Raw genomic sequence first — 16,535 nt, 5'->3', positions numbered from 1 at the left:
CCTTTCCTAGATCGGACGCGCTTCGAGCAGGGCCCAGCCGCGCGGTGCGGGGGTGTTGACCAGCTCGAAACCGGACGCGGTGAAGAGCGCCTGCCATTCGCGGAGGTCGCGTTCCTTGCCGCCGAAGAGCACCAGCATGTCGATGTCGATGATCTTGGCGTGGTCCCACTGGTTGCGGGGCGGCACGATCTGGTCGATCGCGATGAGACGGGAGTCGGCGTCGCCGATCGCCGCGCGGATCCTCCGCAGCAGCGTGACGCAGGTGTCGTCCGGCCAGTTGTGGACGATCGACTTCAGGATGTACGCGTCGGCGCCGGTCGGCAGCTCGTCGGTGAAGAAGTCGCCGCCGCGCACCTCGACCCGATCGGTGACACCGTGCTCCTTGAGCAGCGGTTCGGCGTCGGCCACCACCTCGGGCAGGTCGAAGAGGACGCCGGTGCCCTCGGGGTGACGCTGGAGCATCTTGGCCAGGAAGTAGCCGTTGCTACCACCGATGTCGGCGATCCGGTCGAACCGCTCGGGCGCCAACTCCGCGGCGAACCGGTCGGCGAGCCGGCGGCTCCAGTGGGCCATGAAGCCCTCGAAGAACCGGTTCGCCTCCGGGTGGGCCTGGAGGTAGTCGTAGAAGCCCATGCCGAAGACCTTGTTGAAGGCCGGCTCGCCGGTGCGGACGCTGTGCAGGATCTCCGCGTACGGGAGGCGGTTGAAGTCGGCGCCGCTGAACTGCACCATGGGCCGCAGCCCGCCGATCCGGGCCGACGTCAGCCCTTCGCCGAGCGGTGTCAGCGCGAACGCCCCGTCCTCCTGCTCGTCGAAGATGCCGACCGCGGCGGCCGCGCGCAGGATCCGCCGCAGGGCGTCCTCGTGCGACTCGGTCGCCGCGGCCAGTTTCGCGACCGGCACCGGCCCGTCGACGAGCAGGTCGGCGACGCCGAGTTCGGTGACCACGTAGATCACATTGGCGATCTGTTTGGCGCTCCCCAGCACCGCGATCTGCCGTTCACGCAGGTCGAGTGCCTGCTGCTCGTCGAAGTTCGCGACGGCGGCGAGGCTGGCGTCGGTCATCGTCCATTCCTTTCGTCGGTCACGACCATGGCCGCGTTGAATCCGCCGTAGCCTCTGGCGAGCACGAGCGCGGCACGCACGGGCGTCTCCCGCGCGACGTCCCGCACCAGGTCGAGTCGCAGGCCCTCGGCCGGCTGGCGGATGTTCGTGGTGGGCGGAATGACTCCGTGCCGGATCGACAGCAGCGCGGAGACCAGGTCGAGCGCCGCCCCGCCCGAGTAGAGCCGGCCGGTCATCGTCTTGGGCGCGGTCACCGGCACCCCGAGTGGGCCGAAGACGGCGGTGATCGCCTCGGCCTCGGCGCGGTCGAGGTCCGCGACCCCCGCGCCGTCGGCGAAGACGACGTCGATGTCGGCAGGCGTGAGACCGGCGTCGGACAGGGCCATCTCGGCCGCCCGACGCAGCCCCGGAGGGCGCCCGGAGCCGGGCCGGGGGTCGAATGTCGCGCCGTAGCCGGCGATCACGCCGTAGACCTCGGCACCGCGCTGGGCAGCGGCGCGTTCGTCCTCCAACACCAGCATCGCCCCGCCCTCGCCCGGCACGTAACCCGACGCGTTGGCGTCGAACGGCAGGAACGCCGTGGCCGGATCGCGCCCCGTGCTGAGCAGGCCGTTGGCGAGCTGGGCCGTCCAGCCCCACGGGCAGAGCGACGCGTCGACACCGCCGGTCATCACGAGTTGCACGCCCTTGCGCACCTGACGCCGGGCCTGCGCCACCGCGTCGAGCCCGCCCGCCTGCTCGGTGACGAGCACCCCGGTGGGGCCACGCATGCCGTGGCGGATCGAGATCTGGCCGGTGTTGACCGCGTAGAACCAGGCGAACGACTGGTAGGCGCTGACGTGCTCGGAGCCCTTGCTCCAGAGCTTCTCCAACTCACGGTGGCCGAACTCGAAGCCGCCCGACGCGCTCGCCGTGACGACACCCATGCCGAACTCGGGCAGCGCCGACGGGTCGACTGAAGCATCGGCGAGCGCCCACTGTGCCGCCGTCAGCGCCAGCCGGGTCATGTGATCGGTCTGCGCCATCAACCGGCTCGGAATGTGGTCGGACGCCTCGTACCCGGGAACCTCGCCGGCCAACTGCGCGGGGTACGTCGAGGAGTCGAACCGGCTGATCGGTCCGATGCCACCCACCCCGGCCACGGTGGCCGCCCAGAAGGCGTCCCGGCCCAACCCGTTCGGCGCGGCAACCCCGACCCCGGTGACGACAGTGGTCATGCCACACGCGCCAGGAGCATGGCGCTCTGGAAACCGCCGAACCCGCTCCCCACGCTCAACACGACGTCGGTCTGCTGCTCACGGGCGGTCAGCGGCACGTAGTCGAGGTCGCACTCCGGGTCGCGTTCGTGCAGGTTGGCCGTCGGCGGCACCACCCCGTGCTTGATCGCCAGGGCCGACGCCGCGATCTCGATCGAGCCGATGGCGCCGAGCGAGTGACCGATCATCGACTTGATCGAGCTGACCGGGGTGCGGTACGCGTGGTCGCCGAGGCTTCGCTTGAACGCCGCCGTCTCGTGCCTGTCGTTCTGCTTGGTGCCCGAGCCGTGCGCGTTGATGTAGTCGACGGCGTCGCCGGACAGCCGGGCGTCGGCCAGCGCGACCCGGATCGCCTCGGCCATCTCCCGCCCGTCGGGCCGCAGGCCGGTCATGTGGAACGCGTTGGAGCGCGAGGCGAAACCGACCAGCTCGGCGTAGATCTGCGCACCCCGCCGGCGGGCGTGCTCCAACTCCTCGAGGACGAACATCGCCGAGCCCTCGCCGAGGACGAACCCGTCGCGGCTGTTGTCGAACGGCCGCGACGCGTGCGTCGGGTCGTCGTTGCGGGCGGTGGTCGCCTTGATCGCGTCGAAGCAGGCCACCGTGATCGGTGAGATCGGGGCGTCGGTCGCGCCGGCGATCATCACGTCGGCCGAGCCTTCGCGGATCAGCTCCCGGGCGTGGCCGACCGAGTCGAGCCCCGACGTGCAGCCGGTGGAGACCACCGTCGCCGGGCCTTCCGCCCCGACCGACCACGCCACCTCCCGGGCGAACGAGCTCGGCACCAGATAGTCGTAGAGGTGCGGGGTGGCGTACCTGTGGTCGGTCAGCCACTTCCGGCCGCCGTCGCTGACCACGACGTACTCCTCTTCGAGGCTCATCGTGGCCCCGACCGCCGTGCCGACGCTGACGCCGACCCGGGTCGGGTCGGTGACCTCGAAGCCACTGTCGGCGAGCGCCTCCCGGGTGCAGACCACGGCCATCTGGGCCGCCCGGTCCATCCGGCGGATCTCCTGCGGTGACAGCCCCTCGGCCGCCGGGTCGAAGTCGGCCTCCGCGGCCACCCGCGACCGGAAGGGTGTGGCATCGAAGAACGACAGGGTACGGGTGGCCGTGCGGCCAGCGGTCAACAGTTCCCAGAACGCCTTGGTGCCCAGTCCGCCGGGGGCGATGACGCCAATCCCGGTGATGACCACCCGACGGTCGGATGTGCTCGTCATGGAAGACCTCCTGGCCGCGATATCCGTGTGAAAGCTAGGGACGGCCGGTCGAACGGCGCTGGAGCGTCGGTCGAGGGCCTGTCACGAGGCCCTGGCCAGCCCCGGGCGCAGGGGTGCGCCGGCTGCCAACACCTCCCGCTGGAGCCGCTGGAGGTCAGGCGAAGGGTCCAGGCCCAACTCCTCACTGAGCACCCGGCGCAGATGGTGGTACGCCTGCAACGCCTCGCCGCGTCGTCCCGACCGACTGAGCGCCACGATGAGCTGGCGGTGGAACCACTCGTTGAGCGGGTACGTGCCCACGAGGTACCGCAGCTCGCCGATCAGCTCGCGGTGGCGGCCGAGCGTGATGTCCGCCTGGATCCGTAGCTCCAGCGCCCGGATCCACTGCTCCTGCAGGTGGATCGCGTGCGCCTCCAACGCCGGCCCGAACGTCACGTTGGCGCCCACCGGCCCCGTCCACATGGCCAGTGCCCGCCGCAACACCTCGGCGCCCTCCTCGGGCCGGTCCGCCTCGATGTGCGTACGGCCCTGGTCGAGCAGGGTCTCGAACACCTCGGCGTCGAGTTGGCCCGGCTCCACCCTGAGCAGGTAGCCGCGGGCGCGGCTCTCCAGCACAACCCGGTCCGGGGTCTCTATGCCCTCCTTCGCGAAGAGCTTCCGCAGGTGGTAGATGTAGGTCTGCACCGTGGTGACGGCGCTGCGCGCCGGATCGTCACCCCACAGCTCCCGGATTATCGAGTCGACCAGGACGACCCGGTTGGCCCGCATCACCAGCAGCGCCAACACGGTCCGCACCTTCGGCGGTGTCGGTGTGCAGATCCGGCCGTCATGGATGACTTCAAGCGACCCGAGGATCTCGTACCTGACCACAGTGGTCCCCCCATTCCCCATAGCACTCGTCGAGACGTTCTCAAGCTATGGAGGAGCGGGGTGTGTCGGAACGACCGCAGGTAGCGACATCACGGGTTCTTCCGAGGATCGATGTGTGTCGAAAGTTGTACGGCGGATACCCCTTTGATCGCTCGATGCTTCCTCAAGGCAACCTCCACCAGTTGCGGGAAGACTCGCCGGGCCCCCACGCCTCCTTGGGTTAGGAGTCACACATGTCGCGCCGCCTCTTCACGTCCGAGTCGGTCACCGAAGGTCATCCCGACAAGATCGCCGACCAGATCAGCGACGGGATCCTCGACGCGCTGCTGGCGCAGGACCCGCACAGCCGGGTCGCCGTCGAGAGCCTGATCACCACCGGTCAGGTCCACGTCGCTGGCGAGGTCACCACGCAGGCCTACGCCGACATCCCCCGCATCGTGCGGGACACGGTCCTGGGCATCGGCTACGACTCGTCGAAGAAGGGCTTCGACGGCGCCTCCTGCGGCGTCAGCATCTCGATCGGCGCCCAGTCGCCGGACATCGCGCAGGGCGTCGACACCGCGATCGAGCTGCGCGACGGCTCGTCCGGCGGTGGGCTCGACGCGCAGGGCGCCGGTGACCAGGGCATGATGTTCGGCTTCGCCTGCTCGGAGACGCCGGAGCTGATGCCGCTGCCGATCGCGCTGGCCCACCGTCTGGCCCGTCGCCTGGCCGCCGTCCGCAAGGACGGCACGGTGCCCTACCTGCGACCGGACGGCAAGACCCAGGTCACCGTCGAGTACGACGGCCTACGCCCGGTCCGGCTCGACACCGTCGTGGTCTCCACGCAGCACGCGGCCCACATCTCCCTCGACGAGCTGCTCGCTCCCGACATCCGCAACCACGTGATCACGCCGGAGTTGGAGGCGCTCGACCTCGACACCGAGGGCTACCGGCTGCTCGTCAACCCGACCGGGCGGTTCGAGATCGGTGGCCCGATGGGCGACGCCGGCCTGACCGGGCGGAAGATCATCGTCGACACCTACGGCGGGTACGCCCGCCACGGCGGTGGCGCCTTCTCGGGGAAGGACCCGTCGAAGGTCGACCGGTCGGCGGCGTACGCGATGCGCTGGGTGGCGAAGAACGTGGTCGCCGCGGGCCTGGCGGAACGGTGTGAGGCGCAGGTGGCGTACGCGATCGGCAAGGCCCACCCGGTGAGCCTGTTCGTCGAGACGTTCGGCACGGAGACGGTGCCGCTCGACCGGATCGAGAAGGCGATCGGCGAGGTCTTCGACCTGCGCCCGGCGGCGATCATCCGGGACCTGGACCTGCTGCGTCCGATCTACCAGCAGACGGCGGCCTACGGCCACTTCGGCCGCGAACTCCCGGACCTGACCTGGGAGCGGACTGACCGCGCCGCCGACCTCAAGGCCGCCTGTTGAGCGACGTCCGCAGCCGCTAACGCGGCGGGCGGCGAGGGCGCGGCACCAACCGGTCGTGTGGCAGCGTCACCAGTGACGCTGCCACCGCCTTGTTCACCGCGTCGATGCGGGAGACCGCGCCGAGCTTCGCGAAGATGCGACGCAGGTGACTCTTCACCGTGGCCTCGGTCAGGTCGAGCCGGCGCGCGATCTGGGCATTCGTCATCGCCTCGGCCGCCAGTTGGAGGATCTCCAGCTCGACGGGGGACAGAATGGCGGACTCCGCGTTCTGCACCTGCACCAGGCTCTGGCCGGAGACGGAGAGCAGGACCGAGCCGCTGCCGTCCCGCGCCTTGCGGATCGCGGCCACCAGCTCCGCACGACCCACGCTCTTGAGCAGATAGGCGCGCACCCCGGCGGCGATCAGACGGCGCAGCAGGTCAGGGCTGTCGTACATGCTGAGGATGACGACCGCGCTGTCGGGCGACACCTCGCGGATGCGGCGCACCGTGACCACCGGGTCGTCGCCGGGGATCTCGACGTCGAGCAACACGACGTCGGGGCGCTCGGCCGCCGCCTTGGCGACTGCGGTGGCCGAGTCACCCGCCTCGTCGACCACGTCGAGGTCGGCGTGGACCTCGAGCACCCAGCGCAGCCCTTCGCGGACGAGAGCGTGGTCGTCGACTATGAGGATGGTGGTGGCGCCGGCGGGAGACCCGCCGTCGGACCGCGTCAACCTGACCCCCAGACCCCGTCCCCCGCCACCAGCGTGCACATGATTGGCACCGTATCGCGGACCTCCGACGCAGCAGCTATCGTGGCGTCCCTCTGACACGAAGAACGCCACGATCGCCGCGCGTTTATGTCAGTCTCGTGTGGACAGACGGACCAACTCGCCGATGCCAAGGCCCTTGTTGGCGATGTAGAAGCTTCCGTCGCGGGCGATGGCGAACGACATCGGGTTGTCGAGGCCGGTGCTCGCCAGCTCCCGGAGGCTGCCGTCACGCTCCACCCGGATCAACGCCCCGGTCGAGTCCCCGGAGTTGAGCCCGTTCTTCGCGATCTCCAACACGACCAACCGGCCCCGCTTGTCGAACGCGAGGTCGATGATGTTGGTGAAGCCGGTCGCGTAGATGGTCGGCTCCTGCCCCGGCACCAGCCGCCACACCCGGGCGCCGCCCCTGGGGAAGGGGTGCCCGGTCAGCTGGCCGATGTAGAGAGCGCCATCGGGCCCGCGGGTGATGGTGACCGGCACGAACTGGATCGGCGTTGTCGAGCCGGGCGGCAGGCCCCACTCCGGCGGTGCCGGAACCTGCTCCTGCGGCCAGACGTGTTCCGCCGTGACCACGCCGCGACGGTCGATGCGGAGCACGTCGTTGGCGGCCGCGTCGAGCGCGTAGACGTCCCGCCCGTCGGCGACGACGGCGTAGGGCTGGCTCTCCGGGATGACACCGTCGGGGTTGTTCTGCCCCTCGAAGGCCGAGAGGTCACCGACCACCGACCACCGGCGCTTCCCCTCCACCCGGAGGATCGTTCCCATCGTGGCCCCGGCCGCACCGAGCAGGTCGCGCGAGACCGGGTCGGTGCTGTAGCCCATCGCCACAAGGATCTTGCCCTGCCGATCGAAGGCAAGGTCGTGTGCGCCGTACACCGAGAAGCCGCCACCGGTGCTACGCAGCGACGGCAGGCCCGTCACCACCCGCTTCTGCCAGCCGTGACGGACCGCCGTGATCGCCCCGGTCGAGCCGTAGCAGAGGTTCGTGCCGAACGTGCCGGGGATGCAGACGTCCTCACCTCCGAGCCCGGCCTCGGCGACGAAGACGGTGCCGGCGCGGTCGATGGCGACACCGCGAGGGTTGTCGAGGTTGCGGGCGACGACGGTCAGTCGCCCAGTGGTCGAGGTGGCCGCGGTGGCGGGCGCGGCGAGGCCGGCCACCACAAGTACCAGCGGCACGGCCAGCGACAGCGTTCGTCGCATCGCGTCTTGCATGGGTTCTCCTCAGCAAGAGGGGTTCGGATGCGAACGACGCTGCCGCCGGTGCCTCGAGGCCCGGTGGAGGAAGACTCGACAGGGCCGCCTACTCCGGCTGGTTGGGAGTGCCCCGCCCCAGCTCGTACGGCGACGTCACGCCCTCGTAGGCCAGGTGCATCACCATGCCGTTGGCCGCGTGGTCGAGGTTGTGGCAGTGGTCCATCCAGAGCCCCGGATTGTCCGCCTTGAAGCCGATCTCGTAGATCTCACCGGGGATCACGTCGAGGCTGTCGATCCACCACGGCGAACCGGTCGCGGCGACTCCGTTGCGGGACAACACAAGGGCGTGATGCCCGTGCAGGTGCATCGGGTGGTTCTGGTGACTGCGGTTGACGATCCGCACCTTGACCACGTCGCCTGTCCGGACCATCAGGGTCGGCGTCTCGGGGAAGCTGTGCCCGTTGATGATCGGCACCAGGTGCAGGCCACCGTTGTAGAAGGACAACCGGTCGTCGAGGAGTTGGGTGAACGAGCGGTCGTACGACGAGCGCGCGTCGAAGGGTCGGGAGCCGCCCGAGCCGTACGAGAGCGGGTCGAACTGGTCGCCGTCGTCGACGACCTTCGGCGTCGAGGTGTCACCCGGCGGCGCCAGCACCAGCCCGCCGTCGCGGTTGGCGAGGTCGGTCACGCGGACCGGGTTCGCGGGCATCGTGAAGGTCACGTCGTGCCGTCCACCTGTCGCCAACCCGAACCGTGGGTTGGTCAGCGGGGTCGGGCCGTTGACGTCGACCCCGTCGATCGCCGCGACCTGCACCGGCGTGCCGTTGACGGTCAACGACCGGGGGCGGCTGTCGCCGGCCGGGTTGTTGTCGGTGTTGATCAGGCGCAGCCGCACCGGAGTGCCCGGGGCGATCTCCTGGCGTTGCAGCGTGTCACTGGTGCCGAACGAGACGAGGTTGTCGTCAGGCGTACGCCACTCGTGTGCCATCACGACGACGTCGCGCTCACCCGGTGGTGGGCCGTCGCGTGGCTCGACGATCAGCGCGCCGAAGAGGCCCCGCCGGATCGCCTCCAGCGGGTTCTGGTGGGTGTGGTACCAGAAGGTGCCGACCTGCTCGGCGACGAATCGGTAGGTGAAGCTCCCGCCCATCTCCACCGCGTTCTGGGTCGCGCCGGCCACCCCGTCCTCACGGTTGGGCACGTCGAGACCGTGCCAGTGCAGCGTCACGTTCTCGTCGGGGATCTCGTTGCGCAGCGTCACCTCGACGAGATCGCCCTCGCGCACCCGCAGCTCCGGGCCGGGCGACTGACCGTTGTACGTCAGGGCGTCGATCTCGGCGCCCGACGACAGCCGTACCGTGGCGGTCTTCGCGGTCAGGGTGAACGTCTTGTCGGGCGTGCCGGTCGTCGGCCCACGCAGGTCGTCGACGGAGACCCCGCCGCCGTGGTTGCCGCCGTGCCCGAACGACGGGCCGCCGCCGTAGTCGACGTTGTCGTGGGACATCATGCTCATCCGGTCGGGCAGCCTGCTGCTCTGCGCCACGTAGGTGATGCCGGCGGCGACGACGAGCACCACGACCGCGGTCTGCGCGACGGCGCGCAGGGCACCGGCCCGGCGGCCCCGGCGGGCGAAGTCGGTCGCGGTGACCGCCCGCAGGCGACGCCCCTGCCAGAACCAGAACACCACCACCGCCAGCAGGATCGGCGCGGCGTGGGTCGCGATGTCGTCGAGATACGACGGGACCGGCCGGGACACGTACGCGAAGTAGACCCCGACGACCGTCGCCACGGCCGTCACCTGGACCGGGACGACGAACCTGGGCTGGGCGGCGGCGGCGCGCGTCTCGGCGTCGACGGGTGCGTCGTCGTCGCGGTTGGCCAGGGCGCGCAGGCCCGGCACGGTCCACACGGCGACCGCAAGCATCGGCAGCAGCAGGAGGGGCATCTGGACGATCACCCGGTTGTCGGCGAAGATCCAGTCGACGGCGAGCATCAGCCCGATCGCGACACACTTGACCACAAGCACCACAAGAGCGGCGACGAGCAGACGAAGCAGCCGGCGGGCGCTCTTGCGCAGCGCGACGGGCGTCGGCCGCCAGGCCAGCCGCGTGGCGAGGATCGCTGCGGGCAGCCAGATCAGGAACAGGACCCCGGCCAGGATCCCATCGGCGTTCTCTCCGACCTCAAACATGACGCCAACATACGAAGGATTCCCACCCCACGGCATCCGTTGCTCAACGGCCGGGAGGTACGGCGTTCGCCGTAGCCGGAACCCCCGGCGAAACAGGGGCCGTAGCTAGCCGCCGGGCGCGACGAGCCCGGTCTGGTAGGCGAGCACGACGAGCTGCGCGCGGTCGCGGACGCGGAGCTTGACCATCGCCCGGTGGACGTGGGTGCGAGCCGTGGCGGGGCTCATCGACAGCCGCCGTCCGATCTCCTCGTTCGTCAGCCCGTTGGCCACCAGGCTCATCACCTCGCGCTCGCGGTCGGTGAGCACCGCCAGCCGGCCGCCGTCGACAGGCGCCGGCGCGACCTTGCTGACGAACGCGCTGACCAGCCGACTGGTCACCCGGGGCGAGATCAGCATGTCCCCGCCGGCCACCACCCGCACCGCCTGGCGCAGCTCGTCGGGCTCGATGTCCTTGAGCAGGAACCCGCTCGCGCCGGCGCGCAGCGCCTCGAAGACGTACTCGTCCAGCTCGAAGGTGGTCAGGACGATGACCCGCACCGCCGGGAACCGCTCGACGATCGCGGCCGTGGCCCGCACTCCGTCGAGCACGGGCATGCGCACGTCCATCAGCACGATGTCGGGCCGGGTCGCGGCGACCATCTCGACAGCCTGGGCACCGTTTGACGCCTCACCGACCACCTCCAGGTCGTCACTGTGGTCGAGCAGGCCCCGGAAGCCGGCCCGTACGAGTGTCTGGTCGTCCGCAAGCACCATCCGGATCGTCACGCTGTCTCCTCCACCTCGACCGGCAGCCGCGCGGCCACCCGGAAGCCCTCGCCCTCTGACCGGGGCCCGGCTTCGAGCGACCCGCCGGCGCCGGTGGCCCGTTCCCGCATGCCGGCCACCCCGTGCCCCCGCTGGCCCGTCCCGACCCCGACCCCGTCGTCGACGATCTCGACGGTGACGGCGTCCCCCGCGTACGTGATGGTGACATCGACAGTCGTCGCTCCGGCGTGCTTGACCGTGTTGGTGATCGACTCCTGCACGATCCGGTAGACCGAGAGCGCCACCTCCGGCGGGATCGGGCGCGGCGTTCCGGCGACCCCCGAGCGCACCTTCACGCCGGCCTGCTCGGCGACCGCGAAGACGCGGGCCAGGTCGGGCACCTCGCCGGCGTCGCGGAGCATGCCGATCGCCGCGCGGACCTCGTGCATCGCGTCGCGTGCCGCGCCCCGGATGCTGCGCAACGCGGCCCGTGCCTCGGCCGGCTTGCTGTCGAAGATGTCGTCGGCGAGACTCGCCTGCACACTGATCGCGGCGATCGTGTGGCCGAGCACGTCGTGGACCTCGCGGGCGATGCGGAGCCGCTCCTGGGCGACCTCGTGTTGGCGCTCCTGGCGCATCACGGCGAGGCGCTGCTGTGCCTCGGCCAGCCGGATCCGGCGGGTGCGGATCGTCTCGGCGAGCAGCACCACGGCCGCGAGCAACGAGCCCTCTTCGAGGGTGGCCGAGAGGGAGGGGAAGAAGCCCTCGCCGAGCAGCGTGTACCGCATGATCAGCTCAAGGACGACGAAGAACCCGGCGACGACGAGCGCCCAGGTGAACCGACCGGCGGCCGCGACGGAGAAGAGGGCGGCGGCCAGCGGAAGGGCGGGCGGGATGCCCGGGTACTCGAGCGCGTAGTAGATCATCAGCGCGGTGACCGAGCCGACGAGCACCAGCAGCGGCCAGCGGCGCCGGAAGACCAGCAGGAGCCCGATCACCGCGCCGATCGCGTAGGCGCGCGCGTCCGGCGGCCGGGCGCCGGGCTCGTCGGCGACTCGGATCGCCACCGCCACGACGGCCGCGACGCCGATGGCGATGAGGACATCGATCGCGGTTCGTCGGAGGGCCGGGCTCATGCCCGCAACGGTACGACGCGCGCACGGTCCGTTAGCGAGGGCCCCTTCCTAACCCAGGTCCGTCAGCAAGGGGCCCGTCCCTTCAGCCGCGACGGAGAGAGAGGAGGGTCTGCCCGGTCGGGATCACCGTGCTGCCGTCCACCTGGAGCCCGGCCTTCTCGCCAAGCTCGGCGTACTCCCGCCAGGTCCGCGCCTTGCCGGCCATCAGCGAGAGGAGACGCAGGTCCATCTGGGTGATGAACATGAGTCGGGCCGGGTCGTCGGGGAAGTTGTCGTTCTCGTCCTTCACCAGGATCTGCACGATCAGCACCTTGCCGGTCGTGCCGATCGCGTCGGCGGCCCGCTGGAGGATCTTCTCGGCGGCGCTGTCGTTCCAGTCGTGCAGGACGTTCGACAGGATGTAGACATCCGCGCCGGCCGGGAGCGGGTCGAAGATGCTCCCGCTGACGACCTCGGCACGGTCGGCGATGCCGGCCGCCTCGAACCGGGCCCGGCCCTGCTCGACGACGCCGGGCAGGTCGACCACGGTGCCGCGCAGGTGCGGCTGGGCCTTGAGGATCTCGGTGAGCAGGGCGCCGGTGCCGCCGCCGACGTCGATGACGTGGTTGACAGTGCTCCAGTCGTACCCCTGGACGACCTGGTCGAAGTAGCTCGCGTGGGTGGCCATCAGCGCGCCGAACGACGTGGCCCGGTCGGGGTTGGTGGCCAGGTCGTCCCAGAACTCGATGCCGTAACGCACGGGGTACGCCGCGTCGCCGGTACGGATCGAGTGGGTAAGCGAGCTGAACGTGCCCTCGATCCGGCCGGCCATCGAGTCGACGTCGAGCCAGGGGCGCTGGGCGGCGGGGTGGTCGGTCTTGAGGAACTCGGCCGCCTCGGTCAGGGCGTACACCCGTGGCTCGGTCTCCTTGAAGACGCCACGGACCGAGAGGTAGCGCAGCAGCCGGTGCAGCGCGTCGGGGTTGGCCTTCGTCGCCGCGGCGAGCTCGTCGAGCGTGGTGGTGCCCTCGGCGATCAGGTCGGCGAGGCCGAGCGTCGCCGCGGCCCGCACTGCCCACGGCGTGATCGTGTCGGTCAGCGAGTAGAGATTGACCCGATTATCCGTCATGGCGGCGAGCCTCGACGACGACGCTCGAGACCGGCTCGAAGCGGCGTCGATCGACCCGTTCTCCAGTCAGGTTCGAGTGGGCCCGCGCAGGCTGCGCCTGTCACGGCCGCCATGCGAAGGGGACACGATGGGCGCCAGCCACCAGGAGCGCGGAGCGATCGAGGTCATTCAGGACCTCATGCAGCAGAAGTGGGTCTACGAGCTGTTCGGCGAGATCGGCGCGCGCCAGGGTGCCTCGGCCGCGCACGTCGAGCAACTGAGGGCGGTCGACGCCGCCGCGCACGTGTTCTGGCCGTTCCAGGCGCCGCCGTTTCCGATCATCGCGGCCACCGCGAGCGGTTCGACGTTGACCGACATCGACGGCAACAGCTACCTCGACTGCCACATGGGGTACGGCGCGCAGGCGCTGCACGGTCACAACCCGGCCCCGGTCGTCGACTTCGTCCGCGAACACCTCGGCAAGGGCACCGGCAACGGCTACACCAGCGCGCTTGAGCTGGAGCTGGCGACCCTGCTTCGGGAGATCCTCCCGCACAACGAGAAGTTCGCCTTCCAACACTCGGGCACCGGCGCCACCCAGTCGGCGATCCGGCTCTGCCGTGCGTTCACCGGGCGGCGGATGGTCGCCAAGTTCGAGGGCACCCTGCACGGGTCACACGACCTGGCCGTCCACAACACCGCGCCGTGGTACCACGGGCACCCGGCGGTGCCGTTCCCGGAGATCGGCAAGGACGGCATCCCGCTGGTCTCGGCGTTCGCCGGCGTCGCCCCGGCCGAACCGCGGGACCTGCTGATCCTGCCGAACGACACGGCGCTCGCCGTCGAGCTGATCGAGCGCCACGCGGGTGAACTGGCCTGCATCCTCGCCGAGCCGGCCGCGTCGTCGTTCCCGTTCGAAGAGACGACGATCCCGATGATCCGCGAGGTGGCGGTGGCCTCCCGGCGGCTCGGGGTGCCGTTCATCCTCGACGAGGTGCTGACGGGCTTCCGTTCCGGGCTCGGCGGTGCCGCGCAGAAGTTCGACATCCCGACCGACCTCGTCACCTACGGCAAGGTGATCAGCGGCCTCGGGCTGCCGCTGTCGGCGATCGGCGGTCGGGCCGACATCCTCGACATCACGCAGACCAGCGGGCAGTCGTGGACCGACTTCGGCCAGAAGGCCGGTCTGCAGGGCAGTCACACCGGCAACTACCTGTCGGTGGCGGCGTCGCTGGCCACGCTCCAGCTGCTCCGCGACAAGGGTCCGGCCTACTACACCGACCTGAAGGCCAAGGTCGACCGGGTCCAGGCGCGGCTGGCCGAGTTCCGGGCGGCCGAGGGCATCCCGCTGCGCATGGTCGGCTTCGGCGACTACATCGGGTGCTTCCAGTTCCTTCCGGAGGACTCCTACACCGACTACCGGGTCTACTCGCGGGCGCTCAACCCCGCGACGTTCATCCTCACGCTGCTGCTGCGCAAGCGCGGCATCTACACGCTCGGCATGCCGATGTTCTTCGCCGGCGGCGCCCACAGCGACGCGGACGTCGACCGGCTGACCGACGCCGTGCTGGAGAGCACGCTGGAGCTGCGCGCCAACGACTTCCCCTTTGAGCTGGCCTGGCCGGCGACGTCCGAGTGGGGCGCCGCTTCCTCGGAGTGGAGTGGCACCTCGTCCAGCTGGTCGTAAGCCGCCGCTGTGTCACCGGGCCCGGGTCAGATCATGACCCGGGCCCTCACCATGTGCCGTACGGGTCATACGCAAATAGCCGTACTTGACTATTCGTACGCGACAGCGTGTAGTCGAAGGGTGGGTCCGCTGTCGACCCCCGTCCGACTTCAGGAGGAACACGATGACGGAGAGCTGGACCGACGACCGCAGCGCAGCGCCACCCAACCCACGCCGATGGCTGATCCTGGCGGTCGTTCTGGCCGGGGCGTTCATGATCCTGCTGGCCACGACGATCGTCAATGTGGCGGTGGCGCCGATCCAGCGCGACCTCCAGTCGACCTACACGGCCATGGAGTGGGTCATCGCCGGCTACGCGCTCGGCTACGGCCTGCTGCTCATCCCCGCCGGTCGCATCGGTGACCGCTTCGGCCACCGCAAGCTGTTCCTCATCGGCGTCGCGGGGTTCACGCTCGCATCGGCGGCGTCGGCGCTCGCGGCCACGCCCAACCAGCTGATCGCCTTCCAGGTGGTGCAGGGCATGATGGCCGGCATCCTCAACCCGCCGGTGCTGGCGCTGATCCAGACCACGTTCCCGGCGAAGGAGACCGGCAAGGCCTACGGGATCTACGGCGCGATCGGCGGCATCGCGACCGCCAGCGGCCCGCTCCTCGGCGGCCTGCTGATCGCCTGGGACCTCGGCGGCTGGGACTGGCGGCCGGTGTTCCTGCTCAACGTGCCGATCGGCCTGGCCACGTTCATCGCCGCGCTGATCCTGGTGCCCGAGTCGCGCGGGCGCCGCGGCGGGCTCGACGTGGTCGGCATGCTGCTGGTCTCGGCCGCCGTCCTGCTGCTGGCCATCCCCCTGGTCGAGGGCCAGCGCCTGGGTTGGCCGGCCTGGACCTTCGTCTCGATGGCCGCGGCGCTGCCCGCGCTCGCCGCCTTCGCGGTGTGGGAGCTGCGCCGCGCCCGACGTGCCCAGGTCCCGCTGGTGAGCATGCGCCTGTTCGCCCACCGCTCCTTCTCGGCCGGCGTCGGCATCAGCCTCTGCTACTTCGCCGGCTTCATCGGGCTGCTCTTCGCGCTCTCGCTCCACCTGCAGATCGGCCTGGAGAAGTCCGCCCTGACCACGGGGTTGATTCTGCTGCCGTTCTCGTTCGGCACCCTCGTCGGCGCGGCCATCTCCGACAACATCGCCCGTGCGCTCGGTCGCGGCGTGCTGATGCTCGGCGCGGGCATCGTGATCGTGGGCATGGTCGGCATCATCGCGACGATCCACTGGTGGGGCTCCGGCCTGGAGCTGTTGCCGGCCCTGCTCTTCGCCGGCTTCGGCTCGGGCCTGGTGATCGCGCCGAGCGTCGAGATCGTGCTTGCCGGCGTGCCCTGGCAGGACGCGGGCGCGGCCAGCGGCGTGCTCGGCACCGCGCAGCGGCTCGGCCAGGCGATCGGCGTCGCGGTGGCGGGTGTGGTCCTCTTCGGAACGCTCGGCTCCTACTCGGCGACGGCAGCGGAGAAGGCGAGCCCCGAGCTGCAGGCCTCGCTCGTGGCGGCGGGCCTGCCGCCGGAGCAGGCGAGTACGGCAACGGCCACCTTCGCCGACTGCTTCATCCGCCAGTCACGCGCGTCGGATCCGACGGCCACGCCACCCGGCTGCGAGGACTCGGCTCCGGGTCCGGTCGGGGCGGCCTTCGACGACGCGGCCAGCTCGGCGCTGGAGACCAACTTCAACCGCGCGGTCCAGTGGACGGTCGGCGCCGTCCTGGTCGGCGTGATCCTCACCTTCCTTCTCGTCTACCTGCTGCCCCGCCGACCCGACGAGCCCTGGGCCGAGGCGAGCAAGCCGGACTGGAACGTGACCACGCAGCCCGAGCCCGCGAAGTGACGAGCCGCCGGCCCTGGCCCCCGGACATGCCGTCGGGGCCAGGGCT

Annotated in this window: 13 protein-coding genes; 3 read left to right on the top strand and 10 right to left on the bottom strand. The window is 70.5% G+C overall.

Features of this window, described 5'->3' with window-relative positions; translation table 11 throughout:
* Nucleotides 1-6: 6 nt before the first annotated feature.
* The 4 genes from AB0C15_RS15515 to AB0C15_RS15500 all read right to left on the bottom strand — a co-directional run bounded on the left by AB0C15_RS15515 (nt 7) and on the right by AB0C15_RS15500 (nt 4,411).
* Nucleotides 7-1,065, bottom strand: a complete 1,059-nt coding sequence (locus tag AB0C15_RS15515; RefSeq protein WP_357352287.1) for a methyltransferase — start codon at nt 1,063-1,065, stop codon at nt 7-9.
* Complete coding sequence (locus AB0C15_RS15510; protein ID WP_357352285.1) at nt 1,062-2,282, bottom strand: ketosynthase chain-length factor; 1,221 nt, start codon at nt 2,280-2,282, stop codon at nt 1,062-1,064. Before AB0C15_RS15510 ends, AB0C15_RS15515 begins: the two co-directional genes overlap by 4 nt.
* Nucleotides 2,279-3,541, bottom strand: a complete 1,263-nt coding sequence (locus AB0C15_RS15505; protein WP_357352283.1) for a beta-ketoacyl-[acyl-carrier-protein] synthase family protein — start codon at nt 3,539-3,541, stop codon at nt 2,279-2,281. The genes AB0C15_RS15510 and AB0C15_RS15505 overlap by 4 nt, the downstream gene beginning before the upstream one ends.
* An 81-nt stretch (nt 3,542-3,622) precedes the next feature.
* Entirely contained in the window at nt 3,623-4,411 is a 789-nt protein-coding gene (locus AB0C15_RS15500) for an AfsR/SARP family transcriptional regulator (protein WP_357352281.1), read from the bottom strand.
* A 233-nt stretch (nt 4,412-4,644) separates the two neighbouring features.
* On the opposite strand from AB0C15_RS15500, the gene metK reads away from it, so the two are divergent.
* The gene (metK, locus tag AB0C15_RS15495) at nt 4,645-5,832 is read left to right on the top strand and encodes a methionine adenosyltransferase (RefSeq protein WP_357352279.1); all 1,188 of its coding nucleotides are present in this window, start codon (nt 4,645-4,647) and stop codon (nt 5,830-5,832) included.
* 16 nt (nt 5,833-5,848) lie between these two features.
* On the opposite strand, the gene AB0C15_RS15490 is transcribed toward metK, so the two are convergent.
* The 6 genes from AB0C15_RS15490 to AB0C15_RS15465 all read right to left on the bottom strand — a co-directional run bounded on the left by AB0C15_RS15490 (nt 5,849) and on the right by AB0C15_RS15465 (nt 12,962).
* Nucleotides 5,849-6,547 (bottom strand): response regulator transcription factor, encoded by a 699-nt coding sequence (locus AB0C15_RS15490; protein WP_357352277.1) that lies wholly within the window; start codon nt 6,545-6,547, stop codon nt 5,849-5,851.
* Nucleotides 6,548-6,676: 129 nt separating this feature from the next.
* Nucleotides 6,677-7,801 (bottom strand): ScyD/ScyE family protein, encoded by a 1,125-nt coding sequence (locus AB0C15_RS15485; protein ID WP_357352275.1) that lies wholly within the window; start codon nt 7,799-7,801, stop codon nt 6,677-6,679.
* Between the two features lie 88 nt (nt 7,802-7,889).
* Entirely contained in the window at nt 7,890-9,974 is a 2,085-nt protein-coding gene (locus AB0C15_RS15480) for a multicopper oxidase family protein (RefSeq protein ID WP_357352272.1), read from the bottom strand.
* 105 nt (nt 9,975-10,079) lie between these two features.
* Nucleotides 10,080-10,739, bottom strand: a complete 660-nt coding sequence (locus tag AB0C15_RS15475) for a response regulator transcription factor (protein WP_357352270.1) — start codon at nt 10,737-10,739, stop codon at nt 10,080-10,082.
* A complete protein-coding gene (locus tag AB0C15_RS15470) occupies nt 10,736-11,854 on the bottom strand; it encodes a sensor histidine kinase (protein ID WP_357352268.1) in 1,119 nt (372 codons plus the stop codon). Before AB0C15_RS15470 ends, AB0C15_RS15475 begins: the two co-directional genes overlap by 4 nt.
* Before the next feature lie 82 nt (nt 11,855-11,936).
* The gene (locus tag AB0C15_RS15465; RefSeq protein ID WP_357352266.1) at nt 11,937-12,962 is read right to left on the bottom strand and encodes a methyltransferase; all 1,026 of its coding nucleotides are present in this window, start codon (nt 12,960-12,962) and stop codon (nt 11,937-11,939) included.
* Nucleotides 12,963-13,089: 127 nt separating this feature from the next.
* Between AB0C15_RS15465 and AB0C15_RS15460 the strand changes: the two genes are divergently transcribed.
* Nucleotides 13,090-14,628, top strand: coding sequence for an aminotransferase class III-fold pyridoxal phosphate-dependent enzyme (locus tag AB0C15_RS15460; protein WP_357352264.1), 1,539 nt, complete (start codon nt 13,090-13,092; stop codon nt 14,626-14,628).
* A 163-nt stretch (nt 14,629-14,791) separates the two neighbouring features.
* Entirely contained in the window at nt 14,792-16,489 is a 1,698-nt protein-coding gene (locus AB0C15_RS15455; protein ID WP_357352262.1) for an MFS transporter, read from the top strand.
* Nucleotides 16,490-16,535 lie beyond the last annotated feature (46 nt).

This window comes from Micromonospora sp. NPDC048835, from assembly GCF_040649995.1.
Classification (GTDB): domain Bacteria; phylum Actinomycetota; class Actinomycetes; order Mycobacteriales; family Micromonosporaceae; genus Micromonospora.
This window is presented reverse-complemented; position numbering and strand designations above follow the sequence as displayed.